This is a genomic window from Rufibacter sediminis (assembly GCF_014269285.1).
GTDB classification, from domain to species: Bacteria; Bacteroidota; Bacteroidia; order Cytophagales; family Hymenobacteraceae; genus Nibribacter; species Nibribacter sediminis.
Genome location: NZ_JACOAF010000020.1, coordinates 25,237 through 46,666, shown reverse-complemented (window position 1 = coordinate 46,666; position 21,430 = coordinate 25,237). Strand labels below are relative to the sequence as shown.

General features: G+C 55.0%; 20 protein-coding genes. 6 read left to right on the top strand and 14 right to left on the bottom strand.

Features of this window, described 5'->3' with window-relative positions:
• Positions 1–15: 15 nt before the first annotated feature.
• From H7U12_RS06920 to H7U12_RS06900, 5 genes are all read right to left on the bottom strand, one after another.
• Positions 16–279: a heavy metal-binding domain-containing protein gene (locus H7U12_RS06920; RefSeq protein ID WP_186635036.1), complete on the bottom strand. Its 264-nt coding sequence runs from the start codon at positions 277–279 to the stop codon at positions 16–18.
• Between the two features lie 82 nt (positions 280–361).
• The gene (locus tag H7U12_RS06915) at positions 362–676 is read right to left on the bottom strand and encodes a YajG family lipoprotein (protein WP_186635034.1); all 315 of its coding nucleotides are present in this window, start codon (positions 674–676) and stop codon (positions 362–364) included.
• Positions 677–721: 45 nt separating this feature from the next.
• Positions 722–1,321, bottom strand: coding sequence for a hypothetical protein (locus H7U12_RS06910; RefSeq protein WP_186635031.1), 600 nt, complete (start codon positions 1,319–1,321; stop codon positions 722–724).
• A gap of 125 nt (positions 1,322–1,446) precedes the next feature.
• The gene (gene nadC / locus H7U12_RS06905; protein ID WP_186635028.1) at positions 1,447–2,307 is read right to left on the bottom strand and encodes a carboxylating nicotinate-nucleotide diphosphorylase; all 861 of its coding nucleotides are present in this window, start codon (positions 2,305–2,307) and stop codon (positions 1,447–1,449) included.
• A 101-nt stretch (positions 2,308–2,408) separates the two neighbouring features.
• Complete coding sequence (locus H7U12_RS06900) at positions 2,409–2,810, bottom strand: DUF4783 domain-containing protein (RefSeq protein ID WP_186635026.1); 402 nt, start codon at positions 2,808–2,810, stop codon at positions 2,409–2,411.
• Between the two features lie 141 nt (positions 2,811–2,951).
• On the opposite strand from H7U12_RS06900, the gene gpmI reads away from it, so the two are divergent.
• Entirely contained in the window at positions 2,952–4,487 is a 1,536-nt protein-coding gene (gene gpmI / locus H7U12_RS06895; RefSeq protein WP_186635023.1) for a 2,3-bisphosphoglycerate-independent phosphoglycerate mutase, read from the top strand.
• A 131-nt stretch (positions 4,488–4,618) separates the two neighbouring features.
• Complete coding sequence (locus tag H7U12_RS06890) at positions 4,619–5,227, top strand: hypothetical protein (protein WP_186635020.1); 609 nt, start codon at positions 4,619–4,621, stop codon at positions 5,225–5,227.
• 35 nt (positions 5,228–5,262) lie between these two features.
• On the opposite strand, the gene H7U12_RS06885 is transcribed toward H7U12_RS06890, so the two are convergent.
• Positions 5,263–5,562: an antibiotic biosynthesis monooxygenase family protein gene (locus tag H7U12_RS06885; RefSeq protein ID WP_186635017.1), complete on the bottom strand. Its 300-nt coding sequence runs from the start codon at positions 5,560–5,562 to the stop codon at positions 5,263–5,265.
• Between the two features lie 162 nt (positions 5,563–5,724).
• Here H7U12_RS06885 and H7U12_RS06880 point away from each other — a divergent pair, with 162 nt between their 5' ends.
• Positions 5,725–7,959 (top strand): ATP-binding protein, encoded by a 2,235-nt coding sequence (locus H7U12_RS06880; RefSeq protein WP_186635014.1) that lies wholly within the window; start codon positions 5,725–5,727, stop codon positions 7,957–7,959.
• A gap of 167 nt (positions 7,960–8,126) precedes the next feature.
• Here the strand turns inward: H7U12_RS06880 and H7U12_RS06875 are convergent, their stop codons facing one another.
• The 4 genes from H7U12_RS06875 to H7U12_RS06860 form a co-directional block, all read right to left on the bottom strand.
• Entirely contained in the window at positions 8,127–8,549 is a 423-nt protein-coding gene (locus H7U12_RS06875; RefSeq protein ID WP_186635012.1) for a secondary thiamine-phosphate synthase enzyme YjbQ, read from the bottom strand.
• 14 nt (positions 8,550–8,563) lie between these two features.
• Positions 8,564–9,958, bottom strand: a complete 1,395-nt coding sequence (locus H7U12_RS06870) for a hypothetical protein (protein WP_186635009.1) — start codon at positions 9,956–9,958, stop codon at positions 8,564–8,566.
• A 158-nt stretch (positions 9,959–10,116) separates the two neighbouring features.
• Entirely contained in the window at positions 10,117–11,190 is a 1,074-nt protein-coding gene (prfA, locus tag H7U12_RS06865) for a peptide chain release factor 1 (RefSeq protein ID WP_186635006.1), read from the bottom strand.
• A 307-nt stretch (positions 11,191–11,497) separates the two neighbouring features.
• A complete protein-coding gene (locus H7U12_RS06860) occupies positions 11,498–12,493 on the bottom strand; it encodes a dipeptidase (protein ID WP_186635003.1) in 996 nt (331 codons plus the stop codon).
• Positions 12,494–12,620: 127 nt separating this feature from the next.
• Between H7U12_RS06860 and H7U12_RS06855 the strand changes: the two genes are divergently transcribed.
• Entirely contained in the window at positions 12,621–13,808 is a 1,188-nt protein-coding gene (locus tag H7U12_RS06855) for a class I SAM-dependent rRNA methyltransferase (protein ID WP_186634999.1), read from the top strand.
• A gap of 452 nt (positions 13,809–14,260) precedes the next feature.
• Here H7U12_RS06855 and H7U12_RS06850 read toward each other — a convergent pair whose 3' ends face one another.
• The 4 genes from H7U12_RS06850 to H7U12_RS06835 form a co-directional block, all read right to left on the bottom strand.
• Positions 14,261–14,917 (bottom strand): hypothetical protein, encoded by a 657-nt coding sequence (locus H7U12_RS06850; RefSeq protein WP_186634996.1) that lies wholly within the window; start codon positions 14,915–14,917, stop codon positions 14,261–14,263.
• 148 nt (positions 14,918–15,065) lie between these two features.
• The gene (locus tag H7U12_RS06845) at positions 15,066–16,487 is read right to left on the bottom strand and encodes a methyltransferase RsmF C-terminal domain-like protein (protein ID WP_186634993.1); all 1,422 of its coding nucleotides are present in this window, start codon (positions 16,485–16,487) and stop codon (positions 15,066–15,068) included.
• A gap of 91 nt (positions 16,488–16,578) precedes the next feature.
• Positions 16,579–17,652 (bottom strand): hypothetical protein, encoded by a 1,074-nt coding sequence (locus H7U12_RS06840; protein ID WP_186634990.1) that lies wholly within the window; start codon positions 17,650–17,652, stop codon positions 16,579–16,581.
• Positions 17,653–17,813: 161 nt separating this feature from the next.
• Positions 17,814–18,269: a hypothetical protein gene (locus H7U12_RS06835; RefSeq protein ID WP_186634987.1), complete on the bottom strand. Its 456-nt coding sequence runs from the start codon at positions 18,267–18,269 to the stop codon at positions 17,814–17,816.
• Positions 18,270–18,477: 208 nt separating this feature from the next.
• Between H7U12_RS06835 and radA the strand changes: the two genes are divergently transcribed.
• Entirely contained in the window at positions 18,478–19,857 is a 1,380-nt protein-coding gene (radA, locus tag H7U12_RS06830) for a DNA repair protein RadA (RefSeq protein WP_186634984.1), read from the top strand.
• Positions 19,858–19,945: 88 nt separating this feature from the next.
• A complete protein-coding gene (locus tag H7U12_RS06825) occupies positions 19,946–21,388 on the top strand; it encodes a peroxiredoxin family protein (RefSeq protein WP_186634981.1) in 1,443 nt (480 codons plus the stop codon).
• Positions 21,389–21,430 lie beyond the last annotated feature (42 nt).

Here is a 21,430-nt window from a genome sequence, read left to right as displayed (position 1 = left end):
CCGCGGGTACAGGGCTTACTGAACGGCAGCAGAGTCTGTAACTGCCGCATAGGCAGGGTTCTTCTCTAAGTCCATTTTGCATACCGGGCATGTGCCTGGCTCCATGCTGGCGCTGCCTTCACATTCCATGGGGCAGATGTAGGCCATCTGCTCTTTGGAGGCGGCAGTGTCTGCGGTGGCGGAAGTGCCCGGCTGCTCAGTGGTAGAGGAGTTGTTGCAGGAAGAAACGGTGCCCAGGGTGCTCAACAGGATGGCCCCGGCAAGGAAAGTCTTTCTCATAGAAATTGAAAGGTACGCCGAAGCCCGTTTTTGGTCTGTTTTAAAGAAAACAAGCCAAAAACGGGCTTCAGATAAGGTGTGATTATTCGTGGTTCTCTGCCCCTTCGTGGTTTTCTACCGCGTTTTTGTCTACGCTTTTCTGGCTAGGGAGCGTGCCTTTCTCAGCACCTGGCTTGGTCCGGTTCTCGTGCTCGTCATGGTTCACGTTCACGTCTGGGCGGGTTACTTCCGCCTCATTGTTTCCATTGTCAATGTTGGAGGTGTTGTTGCGCATTCCCGGAGGCACAGAGTCATCAGAAACTTTAACCTCAGGACGCAGGTCAGAAGGCTGGCTGCTGCAGGAGGCCAGTAAAAGCGCACCGGCCACGGCGAAAACGGAAAGGGTGTTTTTTATCATCTTTGGGAAAATTAAGTCGAAAACAGGTTCTGTTGTTTTAGACGCTTACGCGGGAATAAGGTTTTTACGGCGCAACAGTGATTCCATGAGTTTGAGGTCATTGGGGCTGTTAAAAATCTTGAACGGCAGGTGCAGGAACACGGGCACGTTGAACGTCTTGGCCACCCAGCCTTTCCAGCCTTTGGGCAGTTGGTCAGCGGCGGGGCCTTTCAGGTACATCTGGTAGGCGTCTTTGGTGGTGGCCACGCGGTCAATCATTTCCCACTGCAGGGCCATTCCCTCGCGGTCGTTGCGCTTCATAAGGATCTGGCGCTGGTCAATCTCAAACATCACGCGCTCAAACAGCACGTTGCTCTGCTCCATCTGGGTTACGCCCATCACCTGCGCCGAGCGCACCAGCACGTACAGCACGGTCACGATCACGGCCCCGGCTACCCACCACCACGAGAAGGCGAAAGCGGCCGGCAAAGAGAACAAGACCAGCGGAATAAGCGCCCGCCACCATTCTTTCTTCCAGACCTGCACCAGCGCCATCTTGGCGTAATCGTTCTTGTCTAACTGGTTCTTCTTCGTGCGGATGGCCAGGGGGTTGAAAGGCTGCTGTTGCTGTACCCGTTGCCCGCCGCGTTGATTTGGTTGTTGCATAACTCTGTGGTATCACGTAGCAAGTATCATGTATCATGATGTTCCACCTGCCAACTTTCTGCTTTCTACGCTTCTACCTTTATTGGTTTTAATTTATTCTCTTTTACTCTTTTATAATCGTGCTACTACTTGAACGCTTTCAAACTCAGGTCCAGGCTGCGGTTGGAGTGCGTCAAGGCGCCTACGGAGATGTAGTTCACCCCGGTCTCGGCCACGGCCCTGATGGTTTCCTCGGTGATACCGCCGGAGGCCTCAGTTTCAAAACGGCCGCCAATCAGTTCCACCGCTTCGCGCAGCAAAGGTACTGCAAAGTTGTCTAGCATGATGCGGTCAATGCCGCCGGTCTCCAGCGCCTGCCGCACCTCGTCCAGGTTGCGGGTTTCCACTTCAATCTTGAGCGGCTTGCCCAGTTTCTCCAGGTAGCGGTGGGTGGCCTCAATGGCTTGCCTGATGCCCCCAGCGTAGTCTACGTGGTTGTCTTTGAGCATGATCATGTCATACAGCCCGAACCGGTGGTTGGTGCCGCCGCCAATCAAAACCGCCCATTTCTCCATCATCCGGAAGTTAGGGGTGGTCTTGCGGGTGTCCAGCAGTTTAGCGCCGGTGCCCTCAATGAGCTTCATGAGGCTCTGCGTGTAGGTGGCAATGCCGCTCATGCGCTGCATGCAGTTCAACACCAGCCGCTCAGCGGTCAAAATGGACTGGGCTTTGCCGTGCACGGTGAAGGCAATATCGCCGTGGTTGATTTGGGCCCCGTCTTGTAAAAACACCTCTAACCGAAGCGTGGGGTCTACCTCATGGAAGATTTTCCAGGCCAGTTCCACCCCGGCCAGCACGCCGCGGTCTTTCACCAGGAGCTTGGCCTGGTTCTGGGCACTCTCAGGGATAGAAGCCAGAGACGAGTGGTCGCCGTCGGCTACGTCTTCCTGCAGGGCCTGCCGGATAAATGCCCTAATGCCTTCTTGGGTAAGGTAGGATGCTTTCACGATGCAAAAATAAAAAAAGGCACCGAACTATCGGTGCCTTTTCTAACTATCGGCGCGAAGCGGCCAATTATATTTCCTTTCAAGCAAAAGTCTTAGGGCTTTTACTTAAACTCAATGGTGTCAATCTTATAGGAATCGCCGTATTTCTTCACCTTCACCACCACGTTGTAGCGGCCGCCTTTGTGGTTGTATTTGCCAATGGCGTAGCGCTGTCCGTCTTCAGAACCGCCCTGGTGATCGAAACTGAACCCTGCCGGGGCGTTCTTGCTGAAGAAGTTCCGTACCACCATCTCGGCCTGGCTTTGGCTGTAGCTTCCGGTCTCTCCGTCAATGTTCACGTCTACCTTTGAATTGAAGTAGCGGGCCAGGTCACGGGAAGAACCCGCTTTGATCGCTGACTGGATACCGCCCATCACGTCAGATTGAGCAGCTACCTGTCCAGCGCCTACCAGCATCCCCAACAGCACCAAGGTCATCGCCATCAATCTCTTTAAGTTTTTCATGTCTGTTTTACGCAAGTTTTCCTTATCCAATGCCAAAACTATGCCAAAGGCAGATAAGTTCACACCCCTAAAGATACAGGAAATCTCTATATTCAAAGCCGGAGCGCTACTTTTTCCGGCCGGGCTTGTATCTTTACGCGCATGAGCAAGAAGGTACTTTTGATGATTCTAGACGGATGGGGCCTGGGAACAGACCCTTCCGTGTCGGCGATTGAGCACGCCAATACTCCTTTTATGGATTCTTTATTCCACCGGTTTCCGCATGCCCGGCTAGAAGCCTCCGGTGAGGCCGTGGGGCTGCCCGAGGGCCAGATGGGTAACTCTGAGGTGGGCCACATGAACTTGGGTGCCGGGCGCGTGGTGTACCAGGACCTGGTGAAAGTGAACGTGGCCATCCGGGAGAAAACCCTGGGCCAGAACCCTGTTTTGCAGGATGCTTTCCAATTTGCCCGCGAAAACGGCAAACCCGTGCACTTCATCGGGCTGGTGTCAGACGGCGGGGTGCACTCGCACATTGAACACCTGAAAGCGCTTTGCTCGCTGGCGCAGGAGCAGGGCGCGCTCAACGTGTTTGTCCACGCCTTCACCGATGGCCGTGACACCGATCCCAAAGGCGGACTGGCCTACTTAACCGATCTGCAGAACCACCTGGACACCACTGGCGGAAAGATCGCCTCCATCATTGGCCGCTATTACGCCATGGACCGCGACAACCGCTGGGAGCGCGTGAAACTGGCCTATGATCTGCTGGTGAACGGGCAAGGCAGAGCCTCTGTGAACTGGCGCGAAGCCATTCAGGAGTCTTATGACAACGGCGTCACCGATGAGTTCATCCAGCCCATTGTGTGTCTTGGGGAGAACGGCGAGCCGATGGCGCATATCCAGGAAGGCGACGTAGTGATCTGCTTCAACTTCCGAACCGACCGTGGCCGCGAGATTACTCAGGCCTTGACGCAGCGCGAGTTCCCTGAGCAGGACATGCGCCCGCTGAGCCTCCGCTACTACACCCTCACCAACTACGACGACACGTTTGTGGGCGTGCAACCTATTTTCGATAAGGACAACCTGGCTAACACCCTGGGCGAAGTGCTGGAGCAAGCCGGCAAAACCCAGATCAGGATTGCCGAGACCGAGAAATACCCGCACGTGACGTTCTTCTTCTCCGGTGGCCGCGAGCAACCGTTTGACGGCGAGAAGCGCCTGTTGTGCCCGTCGCCCAAGGTGGCTACCTATGACATGCAGCCTGAGATGAGCGCATTTGACATCAGAGACGCCATTGTGCCCGAGATCGAAGCCGAGACCGCTGATTTCATCTGCCTCAACTTCGCCAACCCAGACATGGTAGGCCACACCGGTGTGTTTGAAGCCGCCGTGAAAGCTGTGGAAACCGTGGACCAGTGTACCCAGGCCGTCGTGACTGCTGCTTTGGCCCACGGGTACGCCTCCATCATCATCGCTGATCACGGCAACGCCGACATGATGCGCAACCCAGACGGTACGCCTAACACCGCGCACACCACCAACCTGGTGCCTATCATCTTAGCGGATGAGCAGTACAAAGGCGAACTGATGGACGGGAAACTGGGCGACATCGCGCCTACGGTGCTGGCCCTCTTAGGAGTGCAGGCCCCCGCCGACATGACCGGTACTTCGCTGCTGATCCCTACTATAGAATAGTACATCCGTACACTAGAAACGGAGATGGAGAAGCCCTTTCGCTTTCTCTATCTCCGTTTTTTATCTGTTATCCGTAAAACAGGCCAAAAGCCGCTTTGCTTCTTTCTTCTTTGTTACTCATGCCTCAGCTTATGCCTTTCCGTTTTTGGGTTAAGAAATCAACCTTTGTTCTTGTTTCAGCGCTGCTGCTGGGAACCGGTGCCTGCCAGGACGACGGGAAAGCGGCCCCTGAAGTGCCGCGCACGCAGCAGGCCTATGACGTAGTCAGCTTTCTGGATCAAGAGGCAAACGCGTTAACGGCGAAAAAAGCGGCCGTGCGCAAAACGGTGTCTAAGGAGGGCAAGGTCAACGAGGAGAAAATCTTTACTTCCCTGAACTGGACCGAGGAACTGGCCCCGTTCGCCGATGCGGACATCAACAAGCCTGCCCTGAAAGGGCTCTTTGACGAGCAAACCTTCACCAACGCGCAGGGGCAGCAGGTACGCACCTACAAAGCGAAGGAAGACGCCTCCACCAACGTACAGGAAGTCACCTATGTCCTGGATGCCCAGGGCCAGTTAATGCAGCTGGACGCCGTCATTGTGCAGGAGAACATGATGTTCAACACCAAAAAGCTGCTGCACCTGGAAGCCCAGGCGGGCCCATCGCCCCGCCTGCTCCGGTATCGCCTGGATGAGACGCAGAAGCTGCTCCTGGTAGGCGCAGAACGGTACACGGTCACCGGTGAGGTGACTCCATAACCCATTACCAATAAGGAAGATTTTCCGCTGGCGGGCTATTCGCCTACTTTGGAGAAATACCGGATCTTGACGCTGCCGGGCACCAGTTTGGTGTCTTTGGGAATGCCGTGGTGGGAATCATGGTACTGGTGGCTTTTGTACCAGGTCTTGAAACTCTCCTCATCGTCCCAGTAGGTCATAAGCCAGATTTCATTGGGGTTGTCCTGCGGAGACAGCACTTCCAGCCTCTGGAAACCGGGCGCATCGTCTACCAGGTGAGGTCTATTTCTAAATGCCTCTTTCACGCTGGCTTCGGTGTCATTGGCAATGGTAAAGGAACTGAGGGAAACAAACATACAGTAAGAATAAAGCCTGGGAAGGGTCTTTTGTAGGCGTTTTCCCAGAAAAATGTGAAATTGGAGGTAAGTTAGGAAAATATGTAACGTAAATTGTCTTACCGCGTTAACCTCAACTCCTTTCCTACCCCTTGGAACCTCAGCAGAGGAAGTAGTATTAGCATGCAAAATTATCATAATCACCACGTTGACCTTTCTAATTGTGACAGTGAACCCATTCACCTGATCGGTCGCATCCAGCCCCATGGTTTCTTGTTGGTGCTGGACCAGGACACGTTACAAATAGAGCAGGCCAGCAAAAACGTGGGCCAGTTTCTGCCTTTCTCGGTGGAGGAAATCATTGGCAAGCCCCTGGGGAGCCTGTTCTCCGCGGAGGATGCCGCCTTTGACCCGCATCTGCCGGGTACCCATTTCCTGACGTTGGGCGGGAAGCCGTTTATCGGGTATTTTCACAAAACGGAGGGTAAAATCATGCTGGAGGGGGAGCCCAGTGCTCCTTACCCCGATGCGGAGAAGATGCACCACAACACCATTCTCTGCCAGCTCCATAACCGGCTCAATCATTTGTACACCTTGGAGGGAGTGGCCCAGGCCGTGGCCGATACCCTGCGCGAGATTCTGGCCTATGACCGGGTAGACGTCACCCAGTTTGATTCTGAGTGGAACACCGATGTGATTGCCGAGAGCTGCGCGCCCCACCTGCAGTCCTTCATTGGGCACCACTTCCCGGCCACTGATATTCCGGCTCCGGCCCGGGAACTGCTCCTGCACAAGCACGTGCGCCAGATCCCCGATGTCAACGCTCCGGCCGTAGGAATTTACCCGTACCTCAACCCCGGCACCGGGGCACCCACCAATATCTTAAAGTCAGAGCTGCGCAATCCTTCTGAGATTCACCTGGAGTACATCCGGAATACGGGCGTGGCTGCGACCATTTCGTTCTCTATCCTCGTGAAGAACAAGCTGTGGGGCGTGATTGCCTGCCACAACGTGGAACCCACGTACATTGACATCTGGCGGCGGCAACTTTGTGATCTGGTGGCCAAAACCTTCGGGAACGTGATTGCCTCCATTCAGGAGAAACGGGACCAGGAGCAATTCAACCGTTACAAACAGGTAGAACGCGCGCTGGTGCAGCACCTGAACAGCGGCCTGTCGTTTGCCGATGGTCTTTTCGGGCAGACGCCCACTTTATTAGATATCACCGAAAGCAAGGGCGCGGCGCTGCTGCTGGATGGTACGCTCACCACCTTCGGGGCGACGCCCGCCCAAGAGGAGATCAGGAAACTGGTCCACTGGCTTTCAGAGCACGTGTCAGAGGGGGTCTTCTGTACCCGCCAGTTATCTGCGGAGTATCCGCATGCCGAGGCCATCCGGGAAGGCGCCAGTGGGCTGCTGGCCTTGGAGATCTCGCGCTACAACCAGGAGTACCTGCTGTTCTTCAAACCCGAGATCAAGGAGACGCGGATATGGGCCGGCAACCCCGAGAAACCCATGGCTACCGATGGCCTGCGCATTCATCCGCGTAAATCCTTTGAGAAATGGGTGGAGGTGATCAAGGGCAAATCGCAGCCCTGGAGCATCAACGAGGTGGAGATTACGCAGATTCTGCTCAAAGACCTGATCGCGATCCGGCTGCGCAACCAGACAAACGAACTGGAGAACCTGAACCAGGAACTGCTGCTCAACACCGAGCAACTGCGCACCAGAAACGCCCAGCTGGAGGATTTCGCGTACATCATCTCGCACAACCTGCGCTCGCCGCTGGCCACCATCAAAAGTCTGCACAATTTCTACACCGCTGAGCCCGACCAGGAAAGCGCCGCCTACGCCATGGAAAGCGTTAAGAAGGTGAGCGATAACATGTCGGAGACCATTGATGACCTGAACATCATCCTGAAGACGCATCTGGTGAACCAGCTTCCGCATGAGGAAGTCGTTTTGGCCGAACTTATCGAAAAGGAGACCCAAAACCTGGCCGCCACCATTACCGAAACCGACGCGCAGATCATCACCCAGCTGGAGGTTGCCACCATCTCCATCCCCAAGCTGTACCTGGAGAGTATCCTGCACAACTTCATCTCCAATGCCCTGAAGTACCGCGCCCCGGAGCGTCAGCCGCAGATTACCATCAAAAGCTGGCGAACTGCAGACACGATCCACCTCTCCATCGCAGACAACGGCATCGGCATGGACCTGGACCACGTGGGCGATAAGCTGTTTGGCTTGTACAAGGTGTTCCATCAGGTGGAACAATCCAAGGGGCTGGGGCTCTACCTTACCCGCATGCAGGTGAAGGCGCTGGGCGGCACCATTGACGTGGAAAGTGCCCTCGGCCAAGGCACCACCTTCACCGTGAACTTCTCCCAGATAGATTATTCCCCGGAAGCACGCTAACTCTGTTTCGGGCCTGTTTTCTGAAAAGCAGGCCCGAAACAGAGTTAGCGTTGTAGGGGCAATCCCTGGTGGTTGCCCTTTCACGTTTGTGAACGAAACAAGGGCAACCACCAGGGATTGCCCCTACGGAATATTCTCCTCTACTCGAAGTTACTACCTGAAATCTCCTACTTCCCCTGCAGCGTGATGACGATGGTGCGTTTGCCGCCGTGGTCGCGGTGCTCGCAGAGGTAGATTCCTTGCCAGGTGCCTACGTTCAGGCGGCCGTTGGTGATGGGTACCGTGACCGATGCTCCCAGCAAAGCGGCTTTGATATGCGCGGGCATGTCATCGGGACCTTCCAAGGTGTGGCGGTAGTAGGGCGCGTTCTCGGGCACCATGCGGTTGAAGTGCTGCTCAAAGTCGTGGCGCACGGTAGGGTCGGCGTTCTCGTTGATGGAAAGGCTGGCCGAGGTATGCTGGATGAAGATGTGCGCCAGGCCTACCTCTATTTCCTCCAACTCGGGCAACTGGGCTTCCAGCAGATCGGTGATGAGGTGAAAGCCACGTTTCACGGCGGGCAGGCGGAGCGTTTTCTGGAACCACTTCATAGGGTAAGCGTCGGTTAATAGTCTACTTCAAAAGCCCCAGCATCGGGCTTCTGGGCATCACGGGGTTTGTTCTCGTAATCTACGGCAATGCCGGAGAGCGGGGTGCCTGCCGCGTTGGCCGGAGACAGTTTGATGAGCTGGAAATCGAACTTGGGCGCGTCACGGAACAGCGGGTCCACGTTGAGTTGGTTCTGAAGGGTTGGCTCGCTGAACTGCCCGGCAAACTTCTTCGTCTTCACAAATGAATTCCTGATCTGGATGGTAGAATTCGCGGTTAACGGCTGCAAGTCCAGTTCTTCTTCCTGCCGGCTCCAGATGATGCTGTTGATGATCTGAACCTGGTACGGTGTGCTTCCTTCCTGAAAAGAAACGGACGGCGTGGCCCTGATAAAATCCGGACTGAAATTGGCTAGCGTACTGAAGTAGATGGTGTAGGTGCCGCCTTGCCCGGAGAAGGTGTACTGCCCGCAGTTGGTGATGATGCTGTTGATGAGGTCTACCTGGCCGCCGTGGCTCAACACACCCGTTTGTAGCATGTTTTTCAGAAAAGCGTGCTTAACTGTTACACGGGGAACCTGATCGCCCTGGGCCAAAAGGTAAATTCCAGTGACGGCATTCTTGATCTCCACGTACCGCAGCTCACTAGGCTGGCTGCCCGGCAAGAACTCCAGTCCCTGCCACTGCCCGGGCGCGTTGCGGTACTGCTCCTCCAGGCGCACCTGCTGGAACACCACCCGTTTCTCGTGCTCGCCCTCCACGTTGAGCGTACCCAGCACCTTTATCTTGGCGTTTTTGTGCAGATGGATCTGGCTGCCTTTCTGAATGGTGAGCGTCTGGCCCGCCGGTACCGTCACGGAATCATAGATGACGTGCGCTTTGGCCGAGGTCCAAACTTCACCGGGCGCGGTACTATAGTTGTTGCGGTAATAGGTGGCGTTCTGCCCGTAGGCTACCAGTTTTACCTGCTGCTGGTTTCCGTTGGTCAGGAACAGGATGGAGTCATTGACCAGGAACGGTTGCTCCTGCGCGGTAGGGTTGATGGTGGCTTTGACCAGAATGAGCAGACTGTCTTTGCCCCTGAGCTCCACGTTCTGCAGCTGCGGCCCGGCGGCCCCGTTCACAAACACCTGAAACGCCGAGGCACCCATGCCGCCTACTTTGATCTCAGAGATCCGGACGGCGTTCTGGTTGGGGTTGTAGACCTTCAGGCGCTTGGTCACGCTGCCCACCTCGGTGAAGACCGTGTCAAAAAGCACCGTATCGGCTTCCAGCCGGAGTGTGGCACTCGCATCGGGAGTGATTTCCTCATCACGGGGCGTGCACGCGCTCATCCACCAGCCTACCGTGCACACCAGCGCCAGGCTTTGCAGCAACGTTTTGATGGAAGAAGAACGCGTAAACCGATGCATGAACGTGTAAGGTGCTGATGAAACAATGTGCTACTGCGTAGCTAACTTGATGTTATTTATCTGCCCTGTTTTGGGAATGTTTTCCGGAAACCGGGCCTAAAACAAAGAAATAAAAAAAGCGCAGCTCTGGTGAACTGCGCTTTCTGTACTCAAGGCGCTTAGGCCTGAACGCCTTCTTTCAAGCGCTCGGCGTTCTCCGCGATACGGAGCTGCTCCACAAACTCGTCAATGTTACCGTCTACCACGTTGGGCAGGTTGTACACCGTTAACCCGATGCGGTGATCGGTCACGCGGCCCTGCGGGTAGTTGTAGGTTCTGATCTTATCTGAACGGTCGCCGCCGCCCACCATGCTCTTGCGCTGGGCACCTTCCACCTCGTTTTTCTTGGCGAGTTCCTGCTCGTAGATCCGGGAACGCAACACGGCCAGGGCTTTGTCAAAGTTCTTCAGCTGCGATTTCTGATCCTGGCACTGCGCCACCAAGCCGGTAGGAATGTGCGTGAGGCGAACGGCGGAATACGTGGTGTTCACAGACTGACCACCCGGGCCCGAAGAACAGAAAAGATCCTTCCGGATGTCGTTCATGTTCAGGTCGATGTCCAGTTCTTCCACTTCCGGCAGTACCACTACTGATGCCACCGAGGTGTGAATACGTCCGGCCGTCTCCGTGGCGGGAACGCGCTGTACGCGGTGCACGCCCGACTCAAACTTGAGCTTGCCGTACACGTCCTCGCCCTTGATGCCCACGATTACCTCTTTGTAACCGCCGGCGGTGCCTTCCATCACGTCAATGACTTCCATCTTCCAGCCCTGCTTCTCCGCGAAACGGCTGTACATGCGGTATAAATCACCAGCGAAGAGAGAGGCCTCGTCGCCCCCGGCTCCCGCCCTGATCTCCATGATGATGTCTTTGCTGTCATCCGGGTCCGTGGGGATCAGCATCTCTTTGATGCGTTCCTCCATCTCGTTGCGCTGCGGCAGCAATTCGTCCAGTTCTTCTTTGGCCATCTCCCGGAAATCCTCGTCTTTCTCGGTGGAGATCACCTCTTTGGTATGCTCAATGTTGCTGAGTAGCAGCTTGTAACGCTCGTACTCGGCCACGATCTTCTCCAGGTCCTTGAACTCTTTGTTCAACGACTTATATCTCTTGAGGTCACTGGCAACATCTGGCTGGATGAGTTGCTCATTTACCTCTTCAAACCGCTGTTTTATAGCTTCCAGTTTATCTAACATCTTCTGCTTTACTTAATTCAGGCCGCAAAGATACGAAATTTCCGGCGCATTTGTTCCTGTGCGTTTAAGGCTTGTTTTAGGGAAAAGAGTTTCAAAACGCGGCTATTTATTTCACGGGAAACTCGGCCACGGTTCTCCCATGGCGCGTTCAGGGCCCAAGTTTCTCTGGCTGTGTAACGCGAAATCTTAGAGATAAGTGCCGCAAATCTCCCGGTGGGCATGATTGAGTTGGGTGTGGGCAGAAACGTTCGGCAAGCCGCGGCTGCAGCCACCGTTAAATTCTTTTCATCAGGAAAATGAAATTCCCTTAAAGCCAAAGCCGCTGCAGAAACTTAAGGGCGTTCTGATGACTCAATGCGGCCAATTCAGCGGCGGAAAACTGTTGAGCTAACTCCTGTAAAATAACCGGATACTGTGCCGCGTTGCGGTGCTGTGGGTGGAAGTACGATTCACCGCCTGCCATCATGCCGGATTCCTGAAAGAAATCGGCCCCGAAACATAGCGCGTTGGACGCGTGCTCCAGGCCGTACCGGATGTGCTCCAGCAGCGTCTCAGGCTGGTCCGGGTCTACAAACTTCTTCAGGAAATTGATCCCAATGAGCCCTTCGCGCCGCACCACTTCCTGCACTAACTCTCGCGGCAGGTTGCGGGCCTGGCCATACACCGCCCGGAAGTTGGAATGACTCGCAATGACAGGAATATCCAGCCCGTATTGGTCTATGAAATGCAGCATGTCATAGGCGGCGGCGTCTGAGGTGTGGGCCAGATCCAGAGCGATGCGCTTGCCGCTGAGATAACGCAGTAGTTCCTCGCCATCGGGTTTCAGACCGATGCCCAGCGTGAAGTTGCCGCCGCTGAACCGGTTTTCATCGGCGTGGGTAAACCCAATGTACAGCAGCGGCCCCGCCAATTGCGTAATTTCCTCCAGCCGCGCGAAAGCCAGATCCAGCGGCTCATCTTCCTCGCACAAGCCCGAGGCATTCTCAATGGCCGCCACAATGGTTATCTTCTCGCCGTGCAGCACCTGGTTTTGGAGGTCTTTTAAAGAAACAGGGGCAAAAACGTCATCGTTGCGCAGTAGATTTTCCTGAAATAAACGGGCCTGCTGTAAGGTGAAAGCGGCGCTTCCGGGCTCGGTGGGCGTGAAAAAGGCCATGGTCTGCAAGGTGACACGGCCCGCCTGCAAATGTGGAATGGCGCACCCGATGATGTCTGCGTCCAGGGCGGTGGCCCCCGGAATATAGGCGAGGTAGCCGGTAAGGTCACAGTGCAGGTCAATGATGGGCAAGCGGGAATCAGGCATACGGGAGATCGGTCTGACCGCGAGTTTACGAAGAACCAACTAGTAGGGCACCGCAAAGCCGGATTTTTTACCGATTTTTGCAAAAACAACTCTAAAACGGACGCCTTTGTGCGGTGTCCCTTTTCTTATGGCAAATCTTCCTTCTATCCTCCTGCACGCCGGCAAAGAACATTCCCTGCGACGTTTTCACCCCTGGGTTTTCTCGGGAGCCATCAAAAAGGTGGAAGGCGATGTGCAGGAAGGCGATATTGTGGCCGTGTACACCAACCGCCGCGAGTTTCTGGGCATCGGGCACTATCAACCGGGTTCCATTGCCGTGCGCATCTTCTCGTTTGAGGAAGTGGAACCCGATTACGCCTTCTGGAAAAGCCGCGTTCAGCGGGCCGTAGACTACCGCCGCGAGCAGGGCTTCCTGGACACCCCGGACACCGATGTGTACCGCCTGGTCTTCGCCGAGGGCGATAACCTGCCCGGCCTCATCATAGACGTGTACGGCAATACCGCCGTGCTGCAGGCCCACAACGTAGGCATGTTCCACGTGCGACAACACATCGCGCAGGCGCTCATGGAAGTCTATGACGGAAAACTCACTGCCGTTTACGATAAAAGCGCCGAGACTTTACCGGGCAAAGGCCCCGAGCAAGGCCAGAACGGTTATCTTATTGGGGAAACATCCACGCCGCACGTGGTCACCGAGAACGGCAACAAGTTCCTAGTAGATTGGGTAACCGGCCAGAAGACCGGCTTTTTCATTGACCAGCGCGAGAACCGCCAACTGCTGGCCCATTATTCCAAAGGAAAGTCGGTGCTCAACACCTTCTGCTATACCGGCGGATTTTCCATCTACGCCCTCAACGCCGGCGCTACCGCCGTGCACTCCGTGGATGTCTCCAAAAAAGCCATCGACCTGACGGACCAGAACGCGGCCCTCAACAACGGCAAGGACCGCCACGAAGCTTACGCCGCCGATACGTTTGACTTCATGAAAGGCCGCGAAAACCAGTACGACCTCATTGTGCTGGACCCGCCCGCCTTCGCAAAAAGCCAGAAAGTGCGCCACAACGCGCTCATGGGCTACAAACGCCTGAACGCCGAGGCCATCCAGAAAATTAAGCCCGGCGGCATCCTGTTCACCTTCTCCTGTTCCGGCGTGGTAGACAAATACCTGTTCCAGAGCACCGTCATGGCCGCCGCCATTGAAGCCGGGCGTAACGTGAAAGTCATGCACCACCTCTCGCAACCCGCCGACCACCCCGTCAGCATCTTCCACCCTGAAGGCGAGTACCTGAAAGGCCTGGTGCTGTACGTGGAATAGGTTTTTTTGGTATCAAGTAGCATGTATCAAGTAGCATGATGTTAGAACTTAGACTTTAAACGCTAGAGTCCAGCTTCTGAATTTAAATGATGATTTGAGGCTACTTTCAAGAAAACGGCCCTAAAACAGGAAGGTCTCTGCCAGTAATTAACAGCAGAGACCTTCCTGTTTTTTTGTGACCGCTAGTTTCCGGAGAAGGACTGGCGCGAGACTCCAGTCTCGTGCCAAAGGATGAAGCGAGTCTCCAGACTCGCCGGGAACCACCTGTTATTTCTTGAACGTGTATGAATTGGTATAACTCAGAGGGCACGGAAGTAAATTTGAGCCAAAAAGGATCGGAAATGAACCTTTCGCTGCCGGGCAGCGAGGGTAGTCTGGAGACTACCCATTATCCGTAGGCACGAGTCTGGAGACTCGCGCCAGAATGGGAGCGCCTTTGCTGAACATATCCGTCAATCAAGGATGGGCAGTCTTTGTTCGAAAGCCTTTGTTTGTTCGTTCCAGATGTATATTTCCGGATGACAATAGGCACAATCAGCGAAGAAACCATTGTCCTCAGGCGGATTTACAAGTAGCATACGGCTGTCTTTTTCGAAGCTATAGCCTTGAGCAGCACCAGGTCCTTCATATACTTTCCCTGTTCTCACGTCTACAATGGCGCTTGACTGACAGGCGGAACCACAGCCCCACTTGACAAAGGTATAGTGACCTCCAAAATTTACGCCTTCTTTGTTGTAGGTCTCGGTGATTATGGTCTTGAATTCCTTTGCGATAGGGTTGCTCTTGTAGTCAAGTGGTACATGTTTCCCTTCATAAACGGCATCTACTTTGAAGTCAGAAAAGCCTATGAAAGGCTCAAACTTCACATAAGCATAGTCAATCTTATGTTTGGCAGAAGTAGTATCTCCGAGGATTTTGACTGTCTCGCTTGAATAGATGGTATCTGAAGTACCTTGCCTATTCTGTTGGGTGGAGTCCGTAGAAATAGGTTTCAGAACAGTAGATTTTTCTATAGCAACATCTTTCTGCTTCCTTGGTTCACACGAAATGCATAGTGCAACTAGAGACAGGATTGCAGTCAAAGTTACTTTCTGAAAATAGTTGTTCATAGAGGGTGCGCTGTAATATTTAACCAAAGCACTTTCCATTGTAAACCGCGGAAGTTACTTGTGCGCCATAGCAAGTTTGCAAATGGCTGAGACTTCTATTTAGGCCTGTTTTCATCAGAACAGGCCCAAAACGGAATGGGAAATCTTGCTACTTGGCACTCTTCCCCAGCGTAAACAAACCTGCCACATTCTCCGGTTTTAACGCTTCGTCCAGGCTCATCCGGATGCGCCATTCTTTGGGATAGTGGTTGTTGACGCGGTTCTGGAGTTTCTTGCCCCAGCCCAGCGGTACGCCGTTGAACTGCACCAGTACCCAGCCGTTGGCCGAGTTCTCCAAATCAATGTCCTCGCGGTGGAGGAACTTGAGGGCAGTGGGAAAATCGACCTCGGCGCGGGGGAAAGCATCGGCGGAAAGGTGTTGGGAAAGGGCCAGGGCAGGCAGGGGTTTGGCGTTGTTCTTCATGACCTCGGCCAGTTCAATGCCGCCGTAGACCACGCGCAGGTTCTCGTAGAGTTGCTCCAGTTCCAGCATCCAGGCTTTGGGAAGGGCGCGTAATACTTCCTTGTGCTTCACCAGTTCCCAGTTTTGGGGCTCGTTTAGCCAATCCTGCACTAAACTCTTTTCCTGCTTGGAGGCCAGCACCAGAAACGGGCGCTTGCTTTTCTTGAACGTGCGCGCCTCTTCCCCGTCGGTTTTGCGGACGGCAGCCAGAAAGAAGCCTTCGCCCTGCGTTTGGTGCGGATAGAAGCGGTAGCCGTGCATGCCTTCCAGTTCGGTTGGGGTCACGCCCCAGTCGGGAGAAAGTTCTAAGCCGATGGTCTCGGCGTCCTGCTGCTGTGCCAGCCAGGCCAAGTTTTCCTCGTTTTCCTCCAGGTTGTAGGTGCAGGTGCTGTAGATGAGCACGCCGCCGGGCTTGAGCGCGTCCCAGACATCCATGAGAATGCGGCGCTGGCGCTCAGAGCAGAGCTTCACGTTGGCCTCCGACCACTCGTTCATGGCATCGGGGTCTTTCCGGAACATGCCCTCGCCGGAGCAAGGCGCGTCTACCACTAGCACATCGAAAAAGCCGGTCAGCTGCCCGATGTGGCTGGGGTCGTTGTTCGTCACCACTACGTTGCCGGAGCCCCACTTCTGGATGTTCTCGGCCAGGATGTTGGCCCGGGGTTTGATGACCTCGTTGGCTACCAGCAGGCTTTCCGGGGAAAGCAGCGAGGCGATGTGCGTCGATTTTCCGCCGGGCGCGCCGCACAGATCCAGCACGGCCAGCGGTTCGCTCAGATCCACGCTTTGCCGCAGGGCCTGCTCCAGAAACATGGAACTGGCCTCCTGCACGTAATACCCGCCGCCGTGAAACATGGGGTCCAGGGTAAAACTCGGCCTAGCCGATAGGTAAAATCCAGTTTCGGTCCAGGGCACTTTGGGCAGATGGGTGGGCAGGGCCATCTTCGCGCGGTTTACCCGGATGCTGGTGGGCGAAGGCTGCGCCAGGGCATCGGCAAAGGCCGGATAGGCAGCGCCCAACTGCGTCTGCATGCGGGTCTGGAAAGGGGCGGGAAGTGCGAGGCTCATAAACGAAGGTGCCCGGGTTTAGGCCGAAGCTCCCGCAAAGATACGACTTCTGGTTTTGGCCTGTTTCTGAAAATACAGGCTTAAAACGGAATTACTCGGCGGCCAGCAGGGGCTCGCGGCGAGTGGTGATTTTGGCGGGTTTTCGCACGGTACGGGTCTGGTACACAGGATTGTCCACGAAGGCCACCACTTTCAGGGTAAGGTCCAGGCCGGTGATGGTGCTGGGGTTCTCGAAGCCCAGGTACAGAAAGCCGTCATCGGTTTTGGGAGTCTGGCTCGCCAGCACTTTGCCGTAATCAGACAGAACATCTTTGCCGCGGGCCACGCCGTAAGGTTTCCAGCCGTCTTCGTCTTCCCGGAATAGGTACGCTTGGTTTTTATTGAACAGGTAATAGCTGATGTAACCGCTGGATTTTACCTGCGGCAATTGCGGCAGCAAACCCAACCCAAACGCCACCAGCGGATTACTACCCGTCAGCAGCGCCGTGGCGCCTTTGGCCAGCGTCTTGCCCGTTTCCTGCAGCGCCTGCACCGATTCCTGCCCCACGCCTACCCAATACACCCAATGCTTGGTGCCGGCCGGCAGTTTGAAGCGTTCGGTGCTGCGGTTGTTGCTGGTGAGGTTGGTGAGCGAGGCCAGCCGAAAGGTTTTGTCCACCACTGTCTCGGGTTTCAGGTCGTTCTTCACCAGCACTTTCTCGGTGGCGGTGGTCCAGGTGGTGTCTTGCACGGTGCGCCAGGCCACCAGCGTGCTGAAATTCTGCGTGGCCTCGCTTTTAGGGATGCGGGTGAGCGTGAAATGGCTTCGGGTGCTGGTCTCCGATAAACTCTGGAACGTGAGAATGTACACCGATTTCTGCGGGACCGTCAGGCGCAGGTTGTTCAGTTTCTTGGTTTCCTGGGTGCTGTAGAGCGGCGATTTAGAGAAATACTCCTGAACGGTAACGGTGTAGCTGGTCTTGGTTTTGTTGTCCAGGTCCAGAACCAGTACATCGCCGGCCTGAAACGCATACTCAAATTGCGTGGCCGGTTGCCCCTTACCCGCTACCTGCACCTCCAGATCAGCGATTTTGATGGGTTTCCCCGCCTGCGCGGTAGCCGCCACCTGAAACATGAAGAGCAGCCCGCCAAGAGCCAGAGCCGAACGAAGAAAAAAGCGCGACATAGAAGAAGCCAAAGCCAAACCTGATTTGGCGGCAATTTACAAAAAAAGGCTCATAATCAGGGCATAACTGCGCGTGCACCTATGGTTTATGCACAAAGATGCCGCGGTAAATGCCAGGTCATCCTTCAGAAGTAATTCCCGAAGTCAGGCTGCCGCCGATGTTAGTAGCCGCCCAGCGGTTCAATCCACATCTTGCGGGCCACGGCTTGCGCCGAAAAACCGGAGACCGACTCGCGGTAGCGGCCCCGGAACATAATAGCCACCTGCTGCCCGTTCTGCAACTCGCTTAAACTGATGGTTCTTCCGTTCAGGCCCACAATCTGGGTGATAGGCGTCACCAGCACCACCGCCCGGCTGAACCGGGTGTTCTGGTCCGTGATTCCCTCCACCAGAATCAGCATCTGGCCCTGGTTGTACTCCCGTTGGGTGATGGTGCCCCGCACATCCACCCGCTGGGGCGAATACCGCACGAGGGTATCCATGACGGCGTTTTCATCGGTGACAGTAGCATTCGCTGATGCGTCTGGACCCACGGGAGCAGTGGTCTGGCAACTGGTCATGTAAAAAGCGGCGAGGGCAAAGAGTACACTGGCTAGGCGGTTTTTTATCTTCTTCATGGTCTTGTACTTAACTGGAAATCTATGAACGGAAACCGCGCCTAAATGGCTGACGTAGAGAAAAGCCCGGCGTCTGTTTTTGACCTTTTTTTAGAAAATCAGGGTTAAAACGGGAGTATTTATACCGTAGATTTGTTCTCTCTGTATCCGCTGAATCTGCCGCCGAATCCTTACCTTCACTTTTTTCGTGGCGCGGAAAATCATTCTTATGGCTAAAATCAAAACAGCATATTTCTGCCAGAGCTGCGGGGCGCAGTCGGCTAAATGGATAGGCCGGTGCCCGGCCTGCGGCGAGTGGAACACCTACGTAGAGGAAGTGGTGGCCCGCGAGGACGTGACACCTACCACCGCCTGGAAAGTGGGCACCAGCAGCCAGCAGGTCGCCAGCAAACCCAAGCCCATCGGGGAGATCACGTATTCTGAGCAAGCTCGCATTGAAACCGAGGACGCCGAGCTGAATCGCGTGCTGGGCGGCGGCATCGTGCCTGGCTCCATGGTGTTGATCGGGGGCGAACCCGGCATTGGCAAATCCACGCTAATGCTGCAGATCGCGTTGAGCCTGCGCAGCCAGCGCGTGCTCTACATCTCCGGCGAGGAAAGCGAGCAGCAGATCAAGATGCGGGCCGAGCGGCTGGGCGCCAAGCACCCCAACTGTTTCATCCTCACCGAGACCGGCACCCAGAACATCTTCAAGCAGATTGAGCAACTCCAGCCCGATGTCCTCATCATTGACTCCATCCAGACGCTGCATTCCTCCTTTATTGAGAGCGGCGCGGGCAGCGTGGCCCAGGTGCGCGAGTGTACCGCCGAGCTGCTCAAATTTGCGAAGGAGAGCGGCACGCCGGTGTTCTTGATCGGGCACATCACCAAAGAAGGCAATCTGGCCGGGCCCAAGATCCTGGAGCACATGGTAGATACTGTGCTGCAGTTTGAGGGCGACCGCCACATGACCTACCGCATCCTGCGCACCACCAAAAACCGCTTCGGGAGCACGTCTGAGTTGGGGATTTACGAGATGCTGGGCACGGGCCTGCGCGAGGTGAGCAACCCGTCTGAGATCCTGATTTCGCAGCGCGATGAGGCATTCAGCGGCATTACTATTGGCGGCACCATGGAAGGCAACCGTCCTCTTTTGATTGAGGTGCAGAGCCTGGTCACGCCCGCCACGTACGGCACGCCGCAGCGCAGCACCACCGGCTATGATGCCAAACGCCTGAACATGCTGCTGGCGGTGCTGGAGAAGCGCGGTGGCTTTAAGCTGGGCATGCAGGACGTGTTCCTGAACATCGCCGGCGGCTTGAAAGTAGAAGACCCGGCGCTGGACCTGGCCATCTGTGCTGCGCTGTTGTCCTCGTTTGAAGATGTGGCTATTCCGCATACCACCTGTTTTGCCGCCGAGGTAGGCTTGGGAGGCGAGGTACGCGCGGTGCACCGCATTGAGCAGCGCATCTCTGAGGCAGAGAAATTGGGTTTTCAGGATATCTTTATCTCGAAATATAATAAAAAGGGGGTAGATTTGAGCCGGTTCAATATAAGGATTCATGCAGCCAGCAGATTGGAGGAAGTGTTCAGTGGTTTGTTTGGATAAGCGGGTACTTTGAACTATTTTTATAGCAGCTGTCGTTAGAAAGCCATTACTGAACCCTAGATCTTATACTTTTCTATTGTTATTCAAGATGTCTTTCCCCGTCAAAAGATTTGCAACTTCTTTAGTTTTAAGTCTGGCGCTGTGCGTTAGTACTTTTTCTGCTTCCTGGGCGCAGGCAACGGTCACCATCAGCGGCAAGATCAACAACCCGGTGAGTGACAGTATTCTGCTGGAACTCTATACCGTGCCGGCTTCTTACTCCGGTGAATCGCACACGGTGGCGTTGTCTAAGACCGGCGAATTCACCCTCAAAGCGCCCGTCAACGAGCCCATGCTGGGCGAATTGGTGCACGGCCCCGAGTCCATCATGCTGTTTCTGCAGCCCGGTGACAACCTGGAGGTACGCGCCGAGGCCGATGATTTCATCTCCAGCGTGAAAATGAAGGGCCAGGGAGTCAATGAGAACAACTACCTCTTGCAGTTTGAGCGCGAGTTTGAAGAGGAAGAAGATTACCAGGTGCTGCCCGACAATATCCACAAACGGGAAAAGGAATTCCTGCTGTTCCTGGAGGAACGGAAGGAAGACCAGCTTGCTTTTCTAGAGAAATTCCTGAAAAAGACCAAAGTGTCTGACGCGTTCAAGGCCTATGCCCAGGCGCAGATTGAGTTTGGCTACGCCAACGATCGGTTGACCTACGTAGATGTCCGGAAACGAGTGGGTGACTTGCCGCCCCAGCTCTCCGCAAACTACTATGATTTCCTGAAGCAGGTTAACCTCAACATGCCGGGTGCACTCCGGAACCAGGCCTACCTTGATTTTCTGAACAACTATTTCCAGTTCCGGGCGCTGCAGCAGCAACCCAGCAACATGGAGCGCGACTACTACCCTACCCTGTATGGCTTAGCCAAAAAAGAGCTGCAGGGCACCGCCCGCGACATGATGCTGGCCCGTATCCTTTCCCAGTCGTTCCGGTTTGGGTACGTACCCGATGCCGATGCCATGTACCAGGATTTTAAAAAGGAAGCCAAAGACGCCAATTTCATCTCGTTCGTCAACGACCAGTACAAGCAATTCAGAAGAGTAGGTTTGGGCTCCACCGCGCCCGCGTTCACGTTGTTGTCAGCAAAAGGAGACAGTGTGTCTCTGAGTGATTTCAAAAACAAGATTGTGTACTTGGGCTTCTGGCGCACGCACTGCGGTATCTGCACCGTTGACCAGCAGGCTTATAAATATTTCGCCGAGCAGTTGGCGGCCAAAGACATCGTACTGTTGCAGGTAACCGTAGGCGAGGACCTGAACACCTGGAAACAGAACATCGCGCAGAAGAAACTGCCGGGCATCCATCTCTACGCGCCAGACCTCTCGGCGCAGATCCTGAAGGACTACGACGTGAAATCTTTCCCGGCGTATTTCATGATCTCGCCAGATGGTATCCTTATTAATACCAACGCCCGTAGGCCTGGACACGCAGAAGGGGCCCGTGAGACCGCCGCAGCCATTGATCAATACCGGAACTCGTCCCGGAAGTAGCGTTTTTTGCGTACTTTTGCCTTAAGAGCATGTTTGAAATTT

Bases quoted from the DNA above. Each gene is read 5' to 3' on its own strand.
- H7U12_RS06920 (WP_186635036.1), bottom strand. From the start codon at position 279: ATGAGAAAGACTTTCCTTGCCGGGGCCATCCTGTTGAGCACCCTGGGC.
- H7U12_RS06915 (WP_186635034.1), bottom strand. From the start codon at position 676: ATGATAAAAAACACCCTTTCCGTTTTCGCCGTGGCCGGTGCGCTTTTA.
- H7U12_RS06910 (WP_186635031.1), bottom strand. From the start codon at position 1,321: ATGCAACAACCAAATCAACGCGGCGGGCAACGGGTACAGCAACAGCAG.
- H7U12_RS06900 (WP_186635026.1), bottom strand. From the start codon at position 2,810: ATGAAAAACTTAAAGAGATTGATGGCGATGACCTTGGTGCTGTTGGGG.
- gpmI (WP_186635023.1), top strand. From the start codon at position 2,952: ATGAGCAAGAAGGTACTTTTGATGATTCTAGACGGATGGGGCCTGGGA.
- H7U12_RS06890 (WP_186635020.1), top strand. From the start codon at position 4,619: ATGCCTTTCCGTTTTTGGGTTAAGAAATCAACCTTTGTTCTTGTTTCA.
- H7U12_RS06885 (WP_186635017.1), bottom strand. From the start codon at position 5,562: ATGTTTGTTTCCCTCAGTTCCTTTACCATTGCCAATGACACCGAAGCC.
- H7U12_RS06880 (WP_186635014.1), top strand. From the start codon at position 5,725: ATGCAAAATTATCATAATCACCACGTTGACCTTTCTAATTGTGACAGT.
- H7U12_RS06875 (WP_186635012.1), bottom strand. From the start codon at position 8,549: ATGAAGTGGTTCCAGAAAACGCTCCGCCTGCCCGCCGTGAAACGTGGC.
- H7U12_RS06870 (WP_186635009.1), bottom strand. From the start codon at position 9,958: ATGCATCGGTTTACGCGTTCTTCTTCCATCAAAACGTTGCTGCAAAGC.
- prfA (WP_186635006.1), bottom strand. From the start codon at position 11,190: ATGTTAGATAAACTGGAAGCTATAAAACAGCGGTTTGAAGAGGTAAAT.
- H7U12_RS06860 (WP_186635003.1), bottom strand. From the start codon at position 12,493: ATGCCTGATTCCCGCTTGCCCATCATTGACCTGCACTGTGACCTTACC.
- H7U12_RS06855 (WP_186634999.1), top strand. From the start codon at position 12,621: ATGGCAAATCTTCCTTCTATCCTCCTGCACGCCGGCAAAGAACATTCC.
- H7U12_RS06850 (WP_186634996.1), bottom strand. From the start codon at position 14,917: ATGAACAACTATTTTCAGAAAGTAACTTTGACTGCAATCCTGTCTCTA.
- H7U12_RS06845 (WP_186634993.1), bottom strand. From the start codon at position 16,487: ATGAGCCTCGCACTTCCCGCCCCTTTCCAGACCCGCATGCAGACGCAG.
- H7U12_RS06840 (WP_186634990.1), bottom strand. From the start codon at position 17,652: ATGTCGCGCTTTTTTCTTCGTTCGGCTCTGGCTCTTGGCGGGCTGCTC.
- H7U12_RS06835 (WP_186634987.1), bottom strand. From the start codon at position 18,269: ATGAAGAAGATAAAAAACCGCCTAGCCAGTGTACTCTTTGCCCTCGCC.
- radA (WP_186634984.1), top strand. From the start codon at position 18,478: ATGGCTAAAATCAAAACAGCATATTTCTGCCAGAGCTGCGGGGCGCAG.
- H7U12_RS06825 (WP_186634981.1), top strand. From the start codon at position 19,946: ATGTCTTTCCCCGTCAAAAGATTTGCAACTTCTTTAGTTTTAAGTCTG.